Raw genomic sequence first — 18,046 nt, 5'->3', positions numbered from 1 at the left:
GAAAGTTGCTATGGAGCAAGTAGGTTGCTTAATGGAATGTAAACGGCCGACATGGCTTGCGCCAACTCCTGAGCACGACCACGCTTAACCGATGCGAGCTCTGTGTCTACGACAGTCAATTGTCCCGGCCATGATTGGTTCGCAAAAGCACCTGTGACTCGCCCATCGGTCAAAATATAACTGTACACTTCTAAATCTGGCTGTTGATGTTTGACTTGAGCCAAGTAGCGCTCAGCATCCTCAAGCGCTTGATTGATGGGCGTACCGCCTCCGGCTGTGAACACATCGAGTTGAGTGCGAATACTGTGTGGAGCACGTACCTGTGGTAGCAACCAATCGACCTGCTCGCCACCAAACCCTAAAATACTGATCCTTTCTCGTTGCAAATAGGCGCGCTCAGCAATGTCGAGTACCACCCCTTTGGCTTTAGCAAAGGTCTGATCACTCAACGTAGAACCGGAAGTATCTAGCAAAATACAATGCAAAACCACTTTGCCCTCACGGCCTTTACGCCGCACTAATTGTTGCGGAGGCCATTGTCCTAAACTGCTACGCAGCGTTTGCGCCATATCAATAGCGCCGGTTTGCCGCTTGCCTTGACGAGTGCCACCTTGATTTCCCCCACGCTGTTTGCCAGCACCGAAGGAGCCATAAAGGGACGGTCGAACCACAGCTTCGCTAAACAATCCGGTACTTAGCCCAAGCACGTCTTGGGTCGTTTGTAGTTCAGGGGGCATACTACCAAACTCACCAACAGATTCAGATTCATTCTGCGGTGAAGGTAAAGACTTTCCCGGCGTTGCTTCCTCCTGCTTCGACTCTGGCGGGCGCCTTGAACTCGGTGGCGGTGAGCTAGGAGGCGCGGAGCTTTTAGGAGCCTGAGCTTGCTGACGACGATGAGCTAACACAAACTCTTCAACTGCTTGTACATCGTCAATGGAAACGGTGTCCGTACCTCGCCATGCGGCATGAGCGACAGCGGCCCGAACCCAGACAATGTCAGCTCGCACACCGTCAACGTTTGCATCTTGGCAGCGGCTGGCAATATCCATGCGTAAAGCATCGGCACACTTAATCTTTGTTAAGCGTGTTTTGGCTTGGTTAATACTTTGGCGTAAATTGCGCTGTTTGTATTTAAAGGCATCGCAAAAACCTTTTGGGTCTTGGTCATATTCATCCCGTAATCGGACAATTTGCACGCGTTCCTCTAAGCTGTATTGATTCGATAAAGACACCATAAGACCAAAGCGATCTTTTAATTGCGGACGCAATTCGCCTTCTTCGGGGTTCATGGTGCCCACCAGCACAAATCGGGCTTTATGTTCGTGGCTGACGCCATCTCGCTCTACTCGGTTAACGCCACTGGCGCTGACATCCAACAGTACATCCACTAGGCTGTCAGGCAATAGATTCACTTCATCGACATACAGGATGCCTTGATCGGCTTTGGCCAACAACCCAGCTTGAAACCTGACGTGTTTGTCATTAAGTACCGCGTCGATGTCTAATGAGCCAAGTAATCGATCTTCCGTCGCGCCTAACGGCAAGGTGACAAATGGCGTATCCAATGCATCGTGTTGAGGCATGACTCCGGCTAACCCTCGGGCCAATGTTGACTTGGCACTGCCACGGGGACCGGCAATCAATACCCCACCAATACGAGGGTTAATAGCGCTTAGAATCAACGCCAATTTCAGAGTGTCTTGCCCTGCTACCGCGGTGAATGGAAAGTTACTGAACATCACATCTGCCATGAGTACCTACCGAAAAGGCTTCACTCTTGAAGCCTTTGTGTAAAACGAATCTCGAACCTTAGCGGCGCCCTGAAACCAAGTCAAATTGAAAACGCGCGCCATGACTTGAGTGTATTCGATGACACCCGGATAGCGTTACAATACGAACATCTGTTCAGGCTCACAGGAACGCTTTACATGAAACGCGCAAATGCTAACCGCAATACTATTGATATGAACATGCTTGGCGTGTTCCGTTACAGCAAACGCGCACTGGAATTGGTGTGGGCCACCTCCTCCCAGCTGACCATTGGCCTCGCTGTTCTAACGTTAATTGCAGGGGTGCTTCCGGCCGCTATGGCGTATGTGGGACAACTGATTGTCGATGCCGTGGTCGCCGCCATGGACAGCTATCAAACCACCGGGACCATTGATTACTTCCCGGCACTCTATTACGTCATGATCGAAGCCTTTATTGTGCTGATTATGAGTGGCAGTCAACGAGGGTTGGCAGCGTTGCAGGCGATTTTACGAGAGCTATTAGGTCAACGCGTCAATATGACTATTTTGGAGAAAGCACAATCCCTTTCACTGGCGCAATTCGAAGACTCTGAATTTTATGACAAGCTGGTTCGCGCCCGCCGAGAAGCCTCAAGCCGCCCGCTGGCATTGGTCAACAAAACGTTCGCCTTATTGCAGAATGGCATCTCTTTGATCAGTTTTGCTGTTTTGCTATGGCAGTTTTCGCCATGGGCATTAGTACTATTAGTGTTGGGTGCGTTGCCTGCGTTTATTGCCGAAGCGAAATTCAGTGGCGATGCGTTTCTATTAGCTCGCTGGCGTTCGCCGGAATTTCGCCAGCAAAACTACTTAGAGACTTTGCTGGCACGCGAAGACAATATTAAGGAAGTGCGCCTTTACCAGCTGAGCAAACGTTTTCTAGGGCGTTATCGAGACATATTTTTAAAGCTGTTTCGTGAGAACAAACGCTTAATAGTACGCCGCGAAACATGGGGCTTTGCACTTGGGTTTATCGGTACCTTAGTGTTTTATAGTGCTTATGGTTGGATCGTCACTTCGACGGTCATCGGTGCCGTTACGCTTGGTCAAATGACCATGTACTTATTACTGTTTAAGCAAGGCCAAGGTGCGGTGGCTTCTTCGTTAACCAGTATTAGCGGTATGTACGAAGACAACCTGTATTTATCAAACCTATACGAATACCTTGAACAGCCAACGCTAGCAAGTCAAATTGGGCAAACAGTTGGCCCTCAGCCGGGGGATGGCATCCGTTTTGAGCAAGTTAGCTTCTCTTATCCGGGAAATCCTGCGCCATCGTTAAACAATGTTGATTTACACATTCGCCCAGGCACCAGTCTTGCCATTGTCGGCGAAAATGGTTCAGGCAAAACCACGTTAATAAAGCTGCTTACCCGCCTTTACCAACCGACACATGGTCGTATCCTATTGGATGGCTTGGATCTAAAAGACTGGGATGAACAGGCCCTACTGACTCGTATTGGTGTGATCTTTCAAGATTTTGTTCGCTATCAATTTATCGTCGGTGAGAACATCGGTGCTGGAGATGAAACACGTTTTCATGATGAAGACGGCTGGCACCAAGCAGCAGAGTTGGGCAAAGCCACAGACTTCATAGGGGACTTAAGCGATGGCTACCACACACAATTAGGGCGCTGGTTCAAAGGCGGACAAGAGCTCTCCGGTGGCCAGTGGCAAAAGATCGCCCTAGCGCGCGCGTTCATGCGCGAAAAAGCCGATATATTAGTGTTGGACGAGCCCACCTCAGCCATGGATGCCGCGGCGGAGGCCGAGATATTTGCTCACTTTCAAGAGCACACCCAAAGCAAAATGGCAATTTTGATATCCCACCGTTTTTCGACGGTGCGCTTGGCCAACGAAATCATTGTCATGGAGCACGGTGAAATTAAAGAACGTGGTACCCATGAACAATTACTAGAACAAGCGGGACAGTACGCGCATTTGTTCGCGTTACAAGCCAAGGGCTACCAGTAAATCACTCATAAAAAAGCCGTGACGACCGTCACGGCTTTTAAAACTAAGCTTCTTTAGCGTTACTTCTCAGCACGGCCTGAGAATTTGCGCTCTTCTACATTCACGCGGATACGATCATTTGTACCGATGTATTCAGGCACTTGAATGGTTGCACCCGTAGACAATAATGCTGGCTTAGTGCGTGACGTTGCTGATGCACCTTTAATGGATGGGTCAGTCTCTGTTACCGTCAACTCGACCACTTGCGGTAGTTCTAATGCGACTGGCGCATCGTTTACCAACACCACTTGAATACCCGCCGTTTCTTCATTGAAGAACAAAGCTTCATCAGCAATCGCTTCTTTATTTAGGTTATAAGGCGTGTAGTCTTCTTGATCCATAAAGACGAAGTCGTCGCCATCCATGTACGAAAACATCGCTGGACGACGAATTAGGTCTGCTAGGTTTAGCATCTCTGAATCTTTGAATGTCTCATCGATTTTACGACCAGTCACCACGTCATACATACGCATGCGATATAGACTGCCTCCGGCACGGCCCTGTGGCACCGAACGCTCGATGTCACGCACAATATAAGTTTTACCATCGTAATCAACGGCTGTATTACGCTTAATTTCACTGGCTTTTGGCATGTTCTAATGTCCTAACGATTTTAAAAAACATTGTAATGCGCCGCAAATAGGCGCTGATGCAGATGCTAAGCGACTTGCTAAGTTTGTGCCAGTCTTTAATACTAATAACCACTCTGATCTAATCTACACTTATCAGCGTAAGCTACCTATGCCTTATCGGCCACATCACTCTAAAAAGGAAGCTCCATGCGCGAATTGTCTGAGATCGAGCAAATGCTTATCGACATAGCCAAAGGAAATCAACAAGCCTTCTCTGAACTTTATGACTGCACCAGCGCGAAACTTTATGGGGTTTGTCTACGTGTATTAGAGGACGAGGCAACAGCACAAGACGTTCTTCAAGAGGCATACATTAAAATCTGGCACAAGGCGGCTCAATACCAGTCAAATGGGCTAAGCCCAATGACATGGCTGATTACCATTGCACGTAACAGCGCTATTGATCGACGCCGATCTCAAGCCAGCAAGCCGACTGAATCCATGGAAGACTATGAGCTGGAATCACAGCAGGATGGCCCGGAGCAATGCGCCCATTCATCGCAAACTCAACGTCAATTGGAAGACTGTCTGAATACACTAGAGCCCGACCGCGCCGATGCCGTAAAAGGCGCTTACTTAGAAGGGTTAAGCTATGCCGATTTGGCAGAACAATTTTCTGTTCCATTGAACACGATGCGGACTTGGTTAAGGCGTAGCTTACTCAAACTACAGGGGTGTATGGGCCAATGAATTCATCACCAGAACAACATGTCATCGCAGCCGAGTACACATTAGGACTGCTATCATCAGCTGACGCGCAAGCCTTTGAACAAAAAATGCAGACGGACCCTGTTGCCAAAGCGGCCTATATTTATTGGGCAGAACATTTCGCAAACTTGTCGGATCAGTGGGATGAAAGTATTCCTCCAGAACACATTAAACACCAGCTAGAGAACTACCTAAAAGCACAATCAGACGTGATTCCTTTAACTAAACTCGACCAAAAAGAGAAATATCGGTCGCCTTTATGGGCGATGGCGGCTGCCGTGGTATTAGCCGTAGGCATTTGGTTAGCCATTCCTGCTCAATTTGAAGCGAATTATCAAACGCATTTAGTGTCTGAAACAACGGATCTGGTGGTTGATGTCTTTGTCGATGTAGACGACAAGCAATTGCGTATCGAACCTTTACAAGGCTCCGCTTCGTTAGAGGGAGATTATGAGCTTTGGGTTGCGATTGGTGATGGCGCGCCTATGTCCTTGGGCGTCTTAGACATCAACAATGTCCAAGAGATTTCATTGGATGTGAGCTGGTTAGCCGGACTCTCTAATGCGCATATGGCAATTAGTTTAGAACCTAAAGGAGGTTCACCGACAGGACAACCCACTGGGCCTGTGTTAGCCGTCGCCGACACAGTGGCACTTTAACTTAGTAGCACTGTAAGAAAAACGCACTTTGCGGCGTCTAAAGCCAAGAGAGATGAAACTTTCTTGGCTTTTTTTACGTCTCTTATAAGTATATTGATAATAGGAGTCACCTCATGAACAGACGTCACTTTTTAAAAGGCACGTTAGCCGTGGCACTAATGAGCCGTGGTATGACTGCAATCGCATCAGCGGTCAGCGAAGCCAACTATGAAATAACGAGAACAGAGGCGGAATGGCGCACACTACTGACAGACTTTGAATACCAAGTCATGCGTGAAGAGGCCACAGAACGTGCCTACTCAAGCCCACTTAACGATGAAAAACGTACAGGACTGTTCCACTGTAAAGGTTGCGATCTACCTCTTTATGATTCTGCAACGAAATTTGACAGCGGAACCGGCTGGCCAAGCTTTTACGACAGTCTACCTAATGCGGTCGGCACCAAAGATGATCGCAGCTGGTTCGTGACCCGCACCGAAGTGCATTGCCGTCGCTGCGGCAGCCACATGGGCCATATTTTCGAAGACGGGCCAAAGCCTACAGGCCTGCGCCATTGTATAAATGGTGTGGCAATGACTTTTCATCCAAATTAATTTTAAAAATTTTGAAACTTTCTGAATAACGCCACGTGTGTAGGAGTACAAGGTTCATAATTCATAACAAAACGGGAGCACTACCATGAAACTTCTTACAACACTAACGGTGACCACTGCATTAGCGATTACTGGCTGTTCAAGCACGCCATCAAGCCATGACAGCATGGCAGACAAACATGACAACCCTATGGTGGGCGGTGCACCGATGTACGCTAGCAAGAACATCATCGAAAATGCCGTAAACTCTAAAGACCACACGACTCTAGTGGCGGCAGTGAAAGCAGCAGGTCTTGTCGATACATTGCAAGGTGAGGGTCCATTTACAGTGTTTGCGCCAACGAATGCAGCGTTTGATAAATTACCTAAAGGCGCGGTAGCAAACTTGTTAAAACCTGAAAACAAAGCCGCTCTACAAGAAGTGTTAACCTGCCATGTCGTCGGCACCAATGCTCTATCAAGCGCGATCACTACCATGATTGACGATGATATGGGCGCTCACCCAGTACCCACATTAGGCGGTTGTATTCTAACCGCAACCTACAAAGGCGATACGATTATGCTGGAAGATGAAAACGGCCGTATGGCGCATGTCACCATCGCTGATGTGAAGCAGTCAAACGGTGTTATCCACGTCATCGACACAGTATTGCTGCCAAAATAGTCAGCTCTAAAAAATAAATCTGCTAACCGAACACTAAAAAGCCCAAACAGAGCGCTGTTTGGGCTTTTATAATGCGATCGATTTTACCACCAACGTGGTACACGATTGGTGTACTCTTGAAAGGTCTGACCAAAGCGATACCCTAAAATACGCTCTTCAGGAATAATTTGATAACGCGTCAAGAAGCAAACAAACGCAGCAATGTAAAGCACCATCAGCGGCGAACCTTGCCAGAACATATAACTGCTTAATAATAAAACAAAGCCCAAATACATAGGATTACGAGTTTTGCTGTAAATACCTGATGTTACCAGCGTACTGGACTGCGAGGGATCACGCGGATCAGGCGTTGTCTGATGAATCACAAACCACAACACACCTAGCACACAAAACAAGCCACCAACGACAAAACTCAACCACCCCAAAGCACATAAAAACCACCCTACCGAGTCAAATGCAGGTAAACACCCAGCACTGGCCCACATCACAGCCGCTGTTAAAATGAACAACAACGCTGGTGGGACTTTTAATTCAAGACTATCCATTTGCAACACCTCGTTAAAAAGCTATAGCAGGGATTTTGCCATACTCGTGTTTTCAAGCAAAACACCGAATCGCTCAATTTGATTGCGCTGAGTAGGTAAAAAGCCAAACTTCAGAAAAAACTCATACGCGGCATCCGACGCCTGGACTCGCCACTCTGTTTTATTTCCATAGTGATGGACGACATACTCTCTGGCCTTGATCACTAGGGCCTTTGCAATGCCTTGACGTTGAGCTCGCGGACACACATAAAGGCATTCAATATCGCCCTTTAGATCTAATTCAATAAATCCTAAGCACTCTTTATTTTGCTCCCCCAGAGCGACCCAAACCTTACGTTCTTGAAGCCGTTGGCGCCAGCTTGAAACCTCTAAACAGTCCGGGGCCCAAACAGACTTTTGCTTAGGTGAATAAATCACATCAGGAATGGCATGGACGCTACGGTGGCAAACATCCAATAACGTTCGATAGGACACCAACTCTTCATCGAAATGATCAATAACAACTTTTTGAGCGTTCATTAGGCGTGCTTGGTCTCATTGTTTTGCGCCCATTTTGGCGGACGATGATAGCGTCCAACAACCGAGCTTAATAATAGGAATGCTAATAAAGAATACAGCAGACTCCACCCGTCGAGTACAAGTACCGCGACAGACAGCACACATAAGTCAGCAATGAGTGTGGTACGACTCGCGTGTATGTTAAAACGACGCTCTAAATAGACCGCCAAAATATTTAAACCACCTAGTGATGCATTGTGACGAAATAAAATGATCAAACCAAACCCTACCAGCATACCGCCTAAGATCGCCGCGGCAATTGGATGAATCTCAAGATGTACGATATGACGGAACAATTCAGATAGCAGGGACAATATGCTCACCGCAGCAAAGGTACGAAACGCAAATTCTTTGCCGAGCGCGCGCCACGCTAAAATGTAAAAAGGTAAATTTAAAACGAAAAATAATTGTCCGAAGCTTAAACTGGTCAGTTTTAACAGAATCATGCCGATGCCTGCGGTACCGCTGATCAAAAGACCGACTGAATTCAGAATATGCAGGCCTAGGGCCACGAGGATGCAGCCTTCAAGAATTGAAAGCCATTGATGTGTCAGTTTCATAGTTGTTTTCCCAATCATCACGCTTACTTTTGGTTGAGCGCAGGTTAGTAACGTAAACCTCTTGTGGAGGTATTAACGCGGGTGTTAGCACCGTGTCTAATTTGATCAATGCATAACGTATACCAATAATGGGGCTGAATTATGGGAGATTTTCGAAGAGAATGCACCTTTTTAAGGGTACTTTTGCTATTACGTGAACAAGTTGGTGCAAAGGACGACCACATAGTATGCAGTCGTCCTTAATCTATTAACGGGTTCTGCTTGCTGCAGGTCGTTTCGATTTTGAACGGTTCGCACCACCACCTGTTTTAGCTGGACGGCTCTCTGTGCTGGACGCATTTGTCTTATTTTGCTTGCGCTGAGTACGCTCGTTTTCAGCGATTTTTTCAAACGTAGGACGATTACTAGAGTGCGATGCACCCGTTTTTTGCCCTGGTTTGGCTTTCGTTGGACGACGTGGCGTACGCTTGTCTTTTTCTTCGTCTGGTACCAATTGACCTTTGCCATTACCAATCAGATCAGCACGCCCCATGACTCGCAAGGTCTCACGTAACGCAGGCCAGTTACTTGGATCATGATAACGTAAGAAGCCTTTTTGAGTCGTTCGCTGCTTGTAGTCTTTCGGGATGTAAACATCTTCACTCTTGTAGGTCACCCCTTGTAATGGGTTTTTACCTGAATGATACATCGCTGTTGCTAACGACATTGGCGATGGGTAGAACGTTTGCACCTGATCTGGCTTGAAGTCATTTTCTTTCAACCAGACCGCTAAATTCATCATGTCTTCATCGCTAGAGCCTGGGTGAGCCGCGATAAAGTAAGGAATCAAATGCTGTTTCTTACCCGCTTCTTTTGAATACTTATCAAACATACGCTTGAAGCGATCATAAGTGCCCATACCCGGTTTCATCATTTTCGACAGGGTACCCATTTCAGAGTGCTCTGGCGCAATTTTTAATAACCCGCCGACGTGATGTGTTACTAATTCGCGCACATACTCGGGGTCTTCTACCGCCAAGTCGTAACGTAAACCTGATGCGATCGAGATTTTATGAATACCTTCCACAGAGCGTGCTTTGCGATAGAGTGACGTCGTCGCGCTATGATCAGTCTTAAGGTTTGAACAGATCGTTGGGTACACACAAGACAACTTACGACACGACGCTTGAACCTCATCATCGTTACAGTTCAACGTATACATGTTCGAAGTCGGTCCACCCAAGTCAGAAATGTGACCGGTAAAGCCGGGCACCTTTTGCTTGATGTCTTCGATTTCATTTAGGATCGATTCATGCGAACGCGATTGAATGACACGCCCTTCATGCTCAGTAATAGAGCAGAACGTACAACCACCAAAACAACCTCGCATAATATTGATCGACGTTTTGATCATGTCATAGGCTGGGATACGCGCTTTCTGATATTTAGGGTGTGGTACACGAGCGTACGGTAAATCGAACACACCATCCATTTCTGGGGTTTCCAATGGAATTGGCGGTGGATTAACCCAAATCTCTTTTTTACCATGCTTTTGAATCAAGGCACGCGCATTGTGGGGGTTGGATTCCATGTGCAAAATACGCGAAGTATGTGCGTATAACACAGGGTCTTTTGATACTTTTTCAAAAGACGGTAAGCGAATATAGGTTTTCTCAGGGTTGAGTTTCTCACCTTTACGTAACGGCGCTGGAATCACACGAATCGGCATGACATCGTCGTCTTCTTGCTCACCAGTTTGACACTTACCTTCCGGAATGTATTCGTAGGGGCTATAAATTTTATCTACTTTGCTCGGCCAATCAACACGCGTCGAGTCGATTTCAGTGTAGCCACCTGGAGGCGTATCACGAATAATCGTGGTACCTCGGATGTTTTCCAGTTCATCCATTTTTTTACCGGCGGCGACGGCATGAGTCACATCAATGATGGCGCGCTCAGCATTACCGTAGAGCAAGATGTCGGCGGTAGAGTCCACTAACACGGAACGACGAACTTCATCATTCCAATAGTCATATTGAGCGATACGACGCAAGCTCGCTTCGATACCACCGATCATCACCGGAACGTCATGGAAGGCTTGTTTACAACGTTGCGAATAGACAATAACTGCTCGATCAGGACGTTTGCCACCTGCACCATAAGGCGTATAGGCATCGTCGTTGCGAACTTTAAGGTCGGCCGTGTAACGGTTGATCATGGAATCCATGTTACCCGCTGTCACACCAAAATACAGATTTGGACGACCCAAGCGCATGAAGTCATCAGGGCTGCGCCAATCGGGTTGATCAATAATACCGACACGAAAACCTTGAGCCTCCAAGACACGGCCCATTACTGCCATGCCAAAGCTTGGATGGTCTATATAGGCATCGCCGGTGACGATGATAACGTCACAGCTGTCCCAGCCTAAGGCATCCATTTCTTCGCGGGTAGTCGGTAAAAATGGCGCAACGCCATAACATTCGGCCCAATACTGGGGGTAAGAAAATATATCTGGAGCGGTTTTGTGTCGTTTGGTCATAAGAACTCTATCCCAAGCGATGTTCGCTTGGGAAATTGATGAATCAGGAATCGTGAATGACGGCTATTATCCCAGAAAAATACTCAGGTATATAGGGATATTATTAACCGGTAATCCGCCACACACTTTCTTCATAAAAAGTGCGTTCATGACTTTGATAACGTTCATCTAATTGGAGTAGATCTTCACTGGCTAATTTTCGTATCCAGTCACCCCACAATTCGTTCACCTCAAAGTCCAAGACCGAAAATGGAGGTCCAGCTTGATCGCCATCATAACTTAATGTAATGAGCAGCAAAGTTGCTTCCGGGGTGAGGCGCTGCTTTGTATGAAGTACATATTGCTCACGCTTTTCTTCAGGTATCGCAACCAATGCGGCACGGTCATAACAAGCATCAAAACCTGTTTCGTGAAAATCAAAGTAGTCCCCTTCCACAATACGTAAGGCTAACCCATGTGCAGTATGAACTTTTAGACTGCCAACTTGCTCTGTTTGATACGTTAAATCGTTATCGCCAAAGAACTCAACCACGGCCATCGGTGACAGCTCAACACCTGTTACATCGTAGCCTTGGTTCGCTAGCCATAACAAATCGGCTGACTTGCCACATAATGGCACCAGTACCTTGGCTCCTCGACCAATCTGAGGCCAATACTGAATTAACCATGGATTGACTTCATCTCGATGAAAGCCTATTCGACCCGCTTGCCAGCGTTCTAACCAAAATTCATTTGTAACCACGCGCACCTCTAGGATGTGTTAACATTTTACTTCTTTACAGTCGTTATATTACTTATTATAGAAAAAGCTTATACCAATAACATGACAGCAAATATGCAGAAAATATCCCTATGTCGTTAGATTCCGCACCGGACCATATTAAACTAGCCGTCGACTTAATCGCACTGCTAGAAGAAAATGAAATTCCCAATGAAACGGCTATTGCCGCACTTAAAATTGTTTTACAGGACTGCGAACAAAAAGCCGCTAGCTCGATATCTGAGACCTAGCCGCCCTCGGAGCGAAATACTGATGAAGCGTCTCTTTTGGCACTTCTAACACAGACGCATGCTGCCATGTAGGCGTTTGATCTTTATCGACCAGCAAAGCTCGAACTCCTTCACAAAAGTCACCATGCACACTGATGTTGACGGATAATACGGTTTCACGTTGAAAAACGGATTCTAATGTTTGCCCTATCCCCCAGTTTAACTGCTCCAATATCAAACAGGCTGACAGCGGACTGCCTTTAAGAAAGTTATCGCGCGCAGCTTGCAAAGTTGAGCTATCAGTCTGATATTGCTTCATCGATTGATAAATATTGACGATGTCACCACTCATTAAGTTTTTCAACGCTTTGTCATGAGACATCAACTCCGGACGTAATAAAGGCACCTCATCAGCCAGCGTAAAGCCGTGCAATACTCGTTCAATATGATGAGCAACCTGGTTACGCTCAGAATTATCTATCGTACCGGATGCCAATTGCTGCAATACCTGTGTATAAGCGTCATCACATACGTAGTGCGTAGCTAGACCTAACTCACAGGCGTCTGTCGCATTAACTTGATACGCTGTTAGCGCCAAGAAACGCGCATAATGTTCGGGGAGTTGATTCAAAAAATAGCTGGCACCGACATCCGGATATAAGCCAATTTTGATTTCGGGCATCGCCAGTCGACTCGAAGGCATGACCACTCGATAATCGCCTCCCATGAACAGTCCCATACCGCCGCCCATAATATAACCATGACCCCAACTAATGACCGGTTTTTGATAGCGTTGGATTAATAAGTCCAATTGGTATTCACTACCAAAATACCGCTCACTAAACAGACCATTGTCATCCTGTTCAATCAGTGATCGATACACATCGACCACATTTCCTCCAGCGCAAAAGGCTTTTTCACCGGCACCTTCTATCCAAACCGCTGAGATAACGGGATCTTCTTGCCATACGAGTAACTGTTCAGAGATCGCTTCAATCATCTCAAGATTTAAAGCATTTAATGTGCGGGGTGAGGCAAGCCGAATGACCCCTAATTTGAAATGGCTAGCAAATGGTAGGGTTGAAAATTCCACCGATTGAGACATAAGCGCTCCGTTATTATTTTTCTTTGTGTGTCCAATTGCCTTCAAAGTAGCGGATCGTCTTTTATAGAACAATAGCTTTAAGACTAATGTCGAGCACAGACAAAAAAACCCTGCTAAGTTGTCGCCTAGCAGGGCTTTTCATATCTTTTGACTTGAATTACTTCTTCGGCGCGTATGGGTTATCCGACGATTTAAATTCAAACGAAATAGGCGTTCCCGTAATGTTTAAAACGGTACGGAATTTATTCTCTAAGTAACGCTTGTAGCTACCCGGTAATGAATTGGTTTGATTACCATGCACAACAATACGTGGAGGGTTTGAACCCCCTTGGTGAGCATAACGCAATTTGATACGGCGGCCTTTTACCATTGGTGGTTGATGCTCTGAAACCGCATCTTCAAGAATCTTAGTGAGTCGATTGGTAGACCATTTGGCATAACAAGATTCGTAAGTTTCCTCAATAGTGTCATACAGATCGCCCACGCCCGTTCCATGTAACGCGGAAATGTAGTGGACTTTCGCATAAGGCACAAACCCTAAACGACGCTCAACTTCTTTCTTAATATGTTCACGTTCGTCTTTTTTCAGACCATCCCATTTGTTGATGGCAATCACCAATCCACGACCGGCATCCAAGGCATAACCAATCATATGAAGATCTTGTTCAACCAAGTCTTCATGCGAGTCAATCACACAAATAACAACGTTAGCGTCTTGGATTGCTTGCAGTGTTTTAACAATCGAGAATTTCTCAACGGCTTCAGTAACGTGCTTACGACGACGCACCCCTGCCGTATCAATCAAGGTGTAGTCTTTGTCATGACGTTTATAAGGTATATAGACACTGTCACGGGTCGTCCCTGGCAAGTCATAAACAATTACACGCTCTTCACCCAACATGCGGTTTACTAGCGTCGACTTACCTACATTAGGGCGGCCGATGACACCGATACGAATACCTTTTGCATTAAACTCGATTTGCTCGCGTGCTTCGGCAACACGCTCAGCGAACGGCAACATGACGATATCAATCAGCGATCGCACACCTTTACCATGGGCTGCAGCGATAGAATACAACTGTCCCATACCTAGCGAGTAAAAGTCTGCTAATGCAATGTCTTCATTAATACCATCTGTTTTGTTGACCACTAAGTAAATCGTCTTTTCAGAACGACGTAAATGATTGGCGATCATTTCATCAGCAGGGTTTAAACCATGGCGGCCATCAACCAAAAACAGCACCACATCGGCTTCTTCAATAGCAAGTAGCGACTGACGTGCCATATGCTCATCAATACCCTGCTCGTCACCACTGATACCACCTGTATCAATAACGATAAATTCGTGCTCACCCGCTTTGCCATCGCCGTATTTACGGTCACGAGTTAAGCCTGGGTAATCTGCAACAAGCGCATCGCGCGAACGCGTCAGCTGATTAAACAGAGTAGATTTTCCAACATTGGGTCGACCGACCAATGCAATAACTGGGATCATTTTTTCAACCTATAAAAATACAAAGTGGCTGCTACGCCTTTTGAGCGAAGCAGCCTCTTTAAAAAGTGCTTTGAGCTTCCGCTCTTGACTACATCTGTTACCAATAGTGTAACGCAGTCACATTCGCTGTTGGCGTAAGTATAAACAATTGTTCATCATTCGACACCATGCGACTGCCAGCAGGACGTTTCGAGTCCGCCAGCGTCCACGCTTCCACTTCACCCGTGGTTCGATTTAACAAATGGATCCAACCACCACGATCCAAAACAGCTACGTATTCTTTATAAAATACAGGCGATGCCAAATCGCGCTCTTTTAAAGAGTCGTTTTGCCAAAGCGTAGAACCATTACGAGCGTTAAGTGCATAGACCACATTATCTTGATCAATAATGGTTAATTCATTACCTTTCACATCCACACCGACCGCACTGGAAATATTACGCTGCCAAACAGGACGACCTGTTTGCGGTGCGAGCGCAGTTAATGTGCCATTATAAGCCACAGAATAGATCAACCCGTTTTCGAATACTAAACGGCCGCTAATATCAGTCAAACGCTCGATTTCGTAACGACCTTCGGGTTTACCCACTGAGTATTCCCAAATCTGGTCACCAGTACGTAAGTTATACGCTTTGACCTTACCACTGGCGAAGCCTGCAATCACTTTGCCGCTTTCGATAATCGGGGCACTTGTACCACGAACGGTTAGAGCCGGAATATCTTCTTTATCTCGCCACAACGTTTTGCCCGTCGCAGCGTCCATAACGGTTAACCATCCATCACCCGTCTGAACCGCAACACGGCCTTCACCGTTACCTGTCTCAGACAAGATTTCGGACGTTAAAGACTGAGTCCATAGTACTTTTTGCTCAGCCAGTGATGCTGCGACCAATTCACCGTCAAAAGTACCAAAAAAGAAAGTATCGCCATCGCGAGAAACACCCGCACTCGGACGATATCCTGTTTCTAGGTGTTTCACTTGTTGACCATTTGCTTGAGCCAATTCATATAAAGCACCGCGACTCGTTACTAATGCTAGCGTGCCATCCTGCGCCACGATATTAAATGTCTCAGTTTGCTCACCTGCGCCACCATTTACTTTGGTACGCCAGTTAGCATCGAAGTACACTTCTTGATCGACGCCAGAAGGTGGCGGTAACAGTCGTGTTGAACAACCTTGTAGCAATGCAGCACTTACAACGGCTGCCGCGATCATTGGCTTCCACATAGTCAACTAGCCCTTCACCAAATCCTTCATTTTGATCTCTAATAGAGGATGCTGTGCATCTTCTCCCATTGCAGCTGCAGCACTTTCATAAGCTTCACGAGCTTGCTTTCGCTTACCCTGAGCCAATAAAATGTCGCCGCGCAGCTCTTCAACTTGTCCAGCAAACTCAGCTTGTGACACCGCACTAAGTGTTGTCATCGCTGCATCGTATTTTTCTTGCTCAGCCTGAAGTCGCGCAATTCGAATATTTGCTACGGCATCAAATGACGCATCTTCTGACTGCTCTACAACCTTTGATAGAGCACTCTCAGCGGCGTCATAATCACCCGCTTGAGCATCAATGCGTGCAACAAATAATTGGCTAAACACAGCATAGCCTGTGTCATCGTAATCATCTGCTAATTGCTGAGCAATAAAGCGCACCGTTTTCTGGTTTTCTTCTTTGTCCAGATCCGCCGCTGCTTCGGTTAGGTTTTGGTACAACGATGAGGCCTCAGAAATATGATTAGCTTGGCTGTTCTGCCAAGCTTGGAGCCCAAAGTAACCGCCTACACCAACGGCTACAGCTAACACTAGAGAGGTGCCGTTTTTCTTCCACCAGCTTTTAAACGCTTCAATCTGTTCTTCTTCAGTCTTTAATTCAGACACACTTTGTTCCTCATAATCCTATTGCGAACGATGGCACCCGCAGTGCCCTTAGCCGTTTAGCTTCTCTAGCAAATTACCGACTAAATCAGAATTGGCGCAAGAAGTCTGCTCACCCGTCTGCATGTCTTTTACCTGCACAACGCCCTCTTCTACTTCGCTATCACCAATAATCAATGTGAATCGCGCACCAGACTTGTCGGCTTTTTTCATTTGATTTTTAAAATTACCACCACCGCAATGGCGCAACACAGTCCAATTTTGACCGGCATTACGTAACGATTCGGCCACAACAAATGATTGAAGTTCCGCAGCATCACCAAATGACACCATAAATACATCGGTTGTATCTTTTGCTTCGCTCGGAATTAAATCTAGCGTTTCTAGCAATAACACTAAGCGCTCAACCCCCATAGCAAAGCCTACCGCAGGGGTAGCTTTACCACCGAGTTGCTCAACTAAGCCATCATAACGACCGCCTGCACAGACAGTTGCTTGAGCACCAAGGTGCGATGTCACCCACTCAAATACTGTTTTACCGTAGTAGTCTAAGCCACGCACAAGTTTGTTATTAATCACAAACGGCACATCATTGGCTTTTAAGATCGCCTGAAGGCGGTCAAAATGCGCTTGAGATTCTTCGTCGATAAAATCCTCTAGGCTCGGTGCATTAACCAATACCTTCTGAGTATTTTCGTCTTTTGAATCCAAAATACGCAATGGATTAGTGGATAGACGACGTTGACTGTCTTCGTCCAACTGATCTTTGTATTGTGTTAGGTACTCAACCAACGCAGCTTTGAAAGTTTCACGCGCTGCGGCAACACCAATCGTATTCAGTTGCAACTCAACGTGTTCAAGTAACCCCAGTTTTTTCCACAAACGCGCTGACAAAATAATCAGTTCGGCATCGATGTCCGGTGTAGCCATGCCAAAAGACTCGACACCAATCTGATGAAATTGACGGTAACGACCTTTTTGTGGGCGTTCGTAACGGAACATAGGACCGACATACCAAAGGCGTTGCGTTTGATTAAACAACAACCCAGCTTGGTCTGCAGCTCGCACACAACTTGCAGTCCCTTCAGGACGCAAGGTCAGCGATTCGCCATTACGGTCATCAAAGGTGTACATTTCTTTTTCAACAATGTCCGTTGTCTCACCGACACCACGCTTGAACAACTCAGTATGCTCAACGATAGGAAAACGAATTTGCTGGTAGCCGTAGCCCGATACAACTTGAGCTACTGTTTTTTCAAGATACTGCCAAACTGAAGATTGACCTGGCAGAATGTCGTTCATTCCGCGAATTGCTTGTACTTTACGACCCACTGTTC

General features: G+C 46.5%; 18 protein-coding genes. 6 read left to right on the top strand and 12 right to left on the bottom strand.

Features of this window, described 5'->3' with window-relative positions:
• Positions 1-8 precede the first annotated feature (8 nt).
• A complete protein-coding gene (locus tag AYW76_RS07710) occupies positions 9-1,754 on the bottom strand; it encodes an AAA family ATPase (protein WP_067218113.1) in 1,746 nt (581 codons plus the stop codon).
• A 177-nt stretch (positions 1,755-1,931) separates the two neighbouring features.
• Between AYW76_RS07710 and AYW76_RS07705 the strand changes: the two genes are divergently transcribed.
• Complete coding sequence (locus tag AYW76_RS07705; protein ID WP_067218110.1) at positions 1,932-3,767, top strand: ABC transporter ATP-binding protein; 1,836 nt, start codon at positions 1,932-1,934, stop codon at positions 3,765-3,767.
• Between the two features lie 59 nt (positions 3,768-3,826).
• Here the strand turns inward: AYW76_RS07705 and efpL are convergent, their stop codons facing one another.
• Positions 3,827-4,399, bottom strand: a complete 573-nt coding sequence (gene efpL / locus AYW76_RS07700; RefSeq protein ID WP_067218107.1) for an elongation factor P-like protein EfpL — start codon at positions 4,397-4,399, stop codon at positions 3,827-3,829.
• Between the two features lie 186 nt (positions 4,400-4,585).
• Between efpL and AYW76_RS07695 the strand changes: the two genes are divergently transcribed.
• The 4 genes from AYW76_RS07695 (at position 4,586) to AYW76_RS07680 (ending at position 7,062) form a co-directional block, all read left to right on the top strand.
• Positions 4,586-5,128, top strand: coding sequence for a sigma-70 family RNA polymerase sigma factor (locus AYW76_RS07695; protein ID WP_067036349.1), 543 nt, complete (start codon positions 4,586-4,588; stop codon positions 5,126-5,128).
• A complete protein-coding gene (locus AYW76_RS07690) occupies positions 5,125-5,805 on the top strand; it encodes an anti-sigma factor (RefSeq protein WP_067218104.1) in 681 nt (226 codons plus the stop codon). Before AYW76_RS07695 ends, AYW76_RS07690 begins: the two co-directional genes overlap by 4 nt.
• 113 nt (positions 5,806-5,918) lie before the next feature.
• Positions 5,919-6,398 carry a peptide-methionine (R)-S-oxide reductase MsrB gene (gene msrB / locus AYW76_RS07685; RefSeq protein ID WP_067218101.1) on the top strand — a complete coding sequence of 160 codons (480 nt, stop codon included), beginning with the start codon at positions 5,919-5,921 and terminating at the stop codon, positions 6,396-6,398.
• Between the two features lie 85 nt (positions 6,399-6,483).
• Complete coding sequence (locus AYW76_RS07680) at positions 6,484-7,062, top strand: fasciclin domain-containing protein (protein ID WP_067218097.1); 579 nt, start codon at positions 6,484-6,486, stop codon at positions 7,060-7,062.
• An 83-nt stretch (positions 7,063-7,145) separates the two neighbouring features.
• Here the strand turns inward: AYW76_RS07680 and AYW76_RS07675 are convergent, their stop codons facing one another.
• From AYW76_RS07675 to AYW76_RS07655, 5 genes are all read right to left on the bottom strand, one after another.
• On the bottom strand, positions 7,146-7,607 hold the full coding sequence (locus AYW76_RS07675) for a methyltransferase family protein (RefSeq protein WP_067218093.1): 462 nt from the start codon (positions 7,605-7,607) through the stop codon (positions 7,146-7,148).
• 21 nt (positions 7,608-7,628) lie between these two features.
• Positions 7,629-8,126 (bottom strand): GNAT family N-acetyltransferase, encoded by a 498-nt coding sequence (locus AYW76_RS07670; RefSeq protein ID WP_067218090.1) that lies wholly within the window; start codon positions 8,124-8,126, stop codon positions 7,629-7,631.
• Complete coding sequence (locus tag AYW76_RS07665; RefSeq protein WP_067036335.1) at positions 8,126-8,725, bottom strand: YitT family protein; 600 nt, start codon at positions 8,723-8,725, stop codon at positions 8,126-8,128. Before AYW76_RS07665 ends, AYW76_RS07670 begins: the two co-directional genes overlap by 1 nt.
• A gap of 247 nt (positions 8,726-8,972) precedes the next feature.
• Positions 8,973-11,246 carry a YgiQ family radical SAM protein gene (locus tag AYW76_RS07660; protein ID WP_067218087.1) on the bottom strand — a complete coding sequence of 758 codons (2,274 nt, stop codon included), beginning with the start codon at positions 11,244-11,246 and terminating at the stop codon, positions 8,973-8,975.
• A gap of 103 nt (positions 11,247-11,349) precedes the next feature.
• Positions 11,350-11,988: a class I SAM-dependent methyltransferase gene (locus AYW76_RS07655; RefSeq protein WP_082866154.1), complete on the bottom strand. Its 639-nt coding sequence runs from the start codon at positions 11,986-11,988 to the stop codon at positions 11,350-11,352.
• 110 nt (positions 11,989-12,098) lie between these two features.
• Between AYW76_RS07655 and AYW76_RS07650 the strand changes: the two genes are divergently transcribed.
• Complete coding sequence (locus tag AYW76_RS07650; protein WP_067218084.1) at positions 12,099-12,257, top strand: DUF2496 domain-containing protein; 159 nt, start codon at positions 12,099-12,101, stop codon at positions 12,255-12,257.
• Here the strand turns inward: AYW76_RS07650 and AYW76_RS07645 are convergent.
• The 5 genes from AYW76_RS07645 to hisS all read right to left on the bottom strand — a co-directional run bounded on the left by AYW76_RS07645 (position 12,235) and on the right by hisS (position 18,041).
• The gene (locus tag AYW76_RS07645; protein WP_067218081.1) at positions 12,235-13,341 is read right to left on the bottom strand and encodes an enoyl-CoA hydratase/isomerase family protein; all 1,107 of its coding nucleotides are present in this window, start codon (positions 13,339-13,341) and stop codon (positions 12,235-12,237) included. The genes AYW76_RS07650 and AYW76_RS07645 overlap by 23 nt on opposite strands.
• A 157-nt stretch (positions 13,342-13,498) precedes the next feature.
• Positions 13,499-14,836 carry a ribosome biogenesis GTPase Der gene (der, locus tag AYW76_RS07640; RefSeq protein ID WP_067036322.1) on the bottom strand — a complete coding sequence of 446 codons (1,338 nt, stop codon included), beginning with the start codon at positions 14,834-14,836 and terminating at the stop codon, positions 13,499-13,501.
• Positions 14,837-14,933: 97 nt separating this feature from the next.
• Positions 14,934-16,064, bottom strand: coding sequence for an outer membrane protein assembly factor BamB (gene bamB / locus AYW76_RS07635; protein ID WP_067218078.1), 1,131 nt, complete (start codon positions 16,062-16,064; stop codon positions 14,934-14,936).
• 6 nt (positions 16,065-16,070) lie between these two features.
• A complete protein-coding gene (locus tag AYW76_RS07630; protein WP_067218076.1) occupies positions 16,071-16,712 on the bottom strand; it encodes a YfgM family protein in 642 nt (213 codons plus the stop codon).
• A gap of 48 nt (positions 16,713-16,760) precedes the next feature.
• Entirely contained in the window at positions 16,761-18,041 is a 1,281-nt protein-coding gene (hisS, locus tag AYW76_RS07625) for a histidine--tRNA ligase (protein ID WP_082866153.1), read from the bottom strand.
• Between the last annotated feature and the right edge of the window lie 5 nt (positions 18,042-18,046).

The sequence above is a fragment of the Marinomonas gallaica genome, assembly GCF_001639745.1.
Taxonomy (GTDB): domain Bacteria; phylum Pseudomonadota; class Gammaproteobacteria; order Pseudomonadales; family Marinomonadaceae; genus Marinomonas; species Marinomonas gallaica.
This window is presented reverse-complemented; position numbering and strand designations above follow the sequence as displayed.

What these genes read in the sequence shown, in the direction of transcription:
- AYW76_RS07710 (WP_067218113.1), bottom strand. Translation starts at nt 1,754, where the DNA reads ATGGCAGATGTGATGTTCAGTAACTTTCCATTCACCGCGGTAGCAGGG.
- AYW76_RS07705 (WP_067218110.1), top strand. Translation starts at nt 1,932, where the DNA reads ATGAAACGCGCAAATGCTAACCGCAATACTATTGATATGAACATGCTT.
- efpL (WP_067218107.1), bottom strand. Translation starts at nt 4,399, where the DNA reads ATGCCAAAAGCCAGTGAAATTAAGCGTAATACAGCCGTTGATTACGAT.
- AYW76_RS07695 (WP_067036349.1), top strand. Translation starts at nt 4,586, where the DNA reads ATGCGCGAATTGTCTGAGATCGAGCAAATGCTTATCGACATAGCCAAA.
- AYW76_RS07690 (WP_067218104.1), top strand. Translation starts at nt 5,125, where the DNA reads ATGAATTCATCACCAGAACAACATGTCATCGCAGCCGAGTACACATTA.
- msrB (WP_067218101.1), top strand. Translation starts at nt 5,919, where the DNA reads ATGAACAGACGTCACTTTTTAAAAGGCACGTTAGCCGTGGCACTAATG.
- AYW76_RS07680 (WP_067218097.1), top strand. Translation starts at nt 6,484, where the DNA reads ATGAAACTTCTTACAACACTAACGGTGACCACTGCATTAGCGATTACT.
- AYW76_RS07675 (WP_067218093.1), bottom strand. Translation starts at nt 7,607, where the DNA reads ATGGATAGTCTTGAATTAAAAGTCCCACCAGCGTTGTTGTTCATTTTA.
- AYW76_RS07670 (WP_067218090.1), bottom strand. Translation starts at nt 8,126, where the DNA reads ATGAACGCTCAAAAAGTTGTTATTGATCATTTCGATGAAGAGTTGGTG.
- AYW76_RS07665 (WP_067036335.1), bottom strand. Translation starts at nt 8,725, where the DNA reads ATGAAACTGACACATCAATGGCTTTCAATTCTTGAAGGCTGCATCCTC.
- AYW76_RS07660 (WP_067218087.1), bottom strand. Translation starts at nt 11,246, where the DNA reads ATGACCAAACGACACAAAACCGCTCCAGATATATTTTCTTACCCCCAG.
- AYW76_RS07650 (WP_067218084.1), top strand. Translation starts at nt 12,099, where the DNA reads ATGTCGTTAGATTCCGCACCGGACCATATTAAACTAGCCGTCGACTTA.
- AYW76_RS07645 (WP_067218081.1), bottom strand. Translation starts at nt 13,341, where the DNA reads ATGTCTCAATCGGTGGAATTTTCAACCCTACCATTTGCTAGCCATTTC.
- der (WP_067036322.1), bottom strand. Translation starts at nt 14,836, where the DNA reads ATGATCCCAGTTATTGCATTGGTCGGTCGACCCAATGTTGGAAAATCT.
- bamB (WP_067218078.1), bottom strand. Translation starts at nt 16,064, where the DNA reads ATGTGGAAGCCAATGATCGCGGCAGCCGTTGTAAGTGCTGCATTGCTA.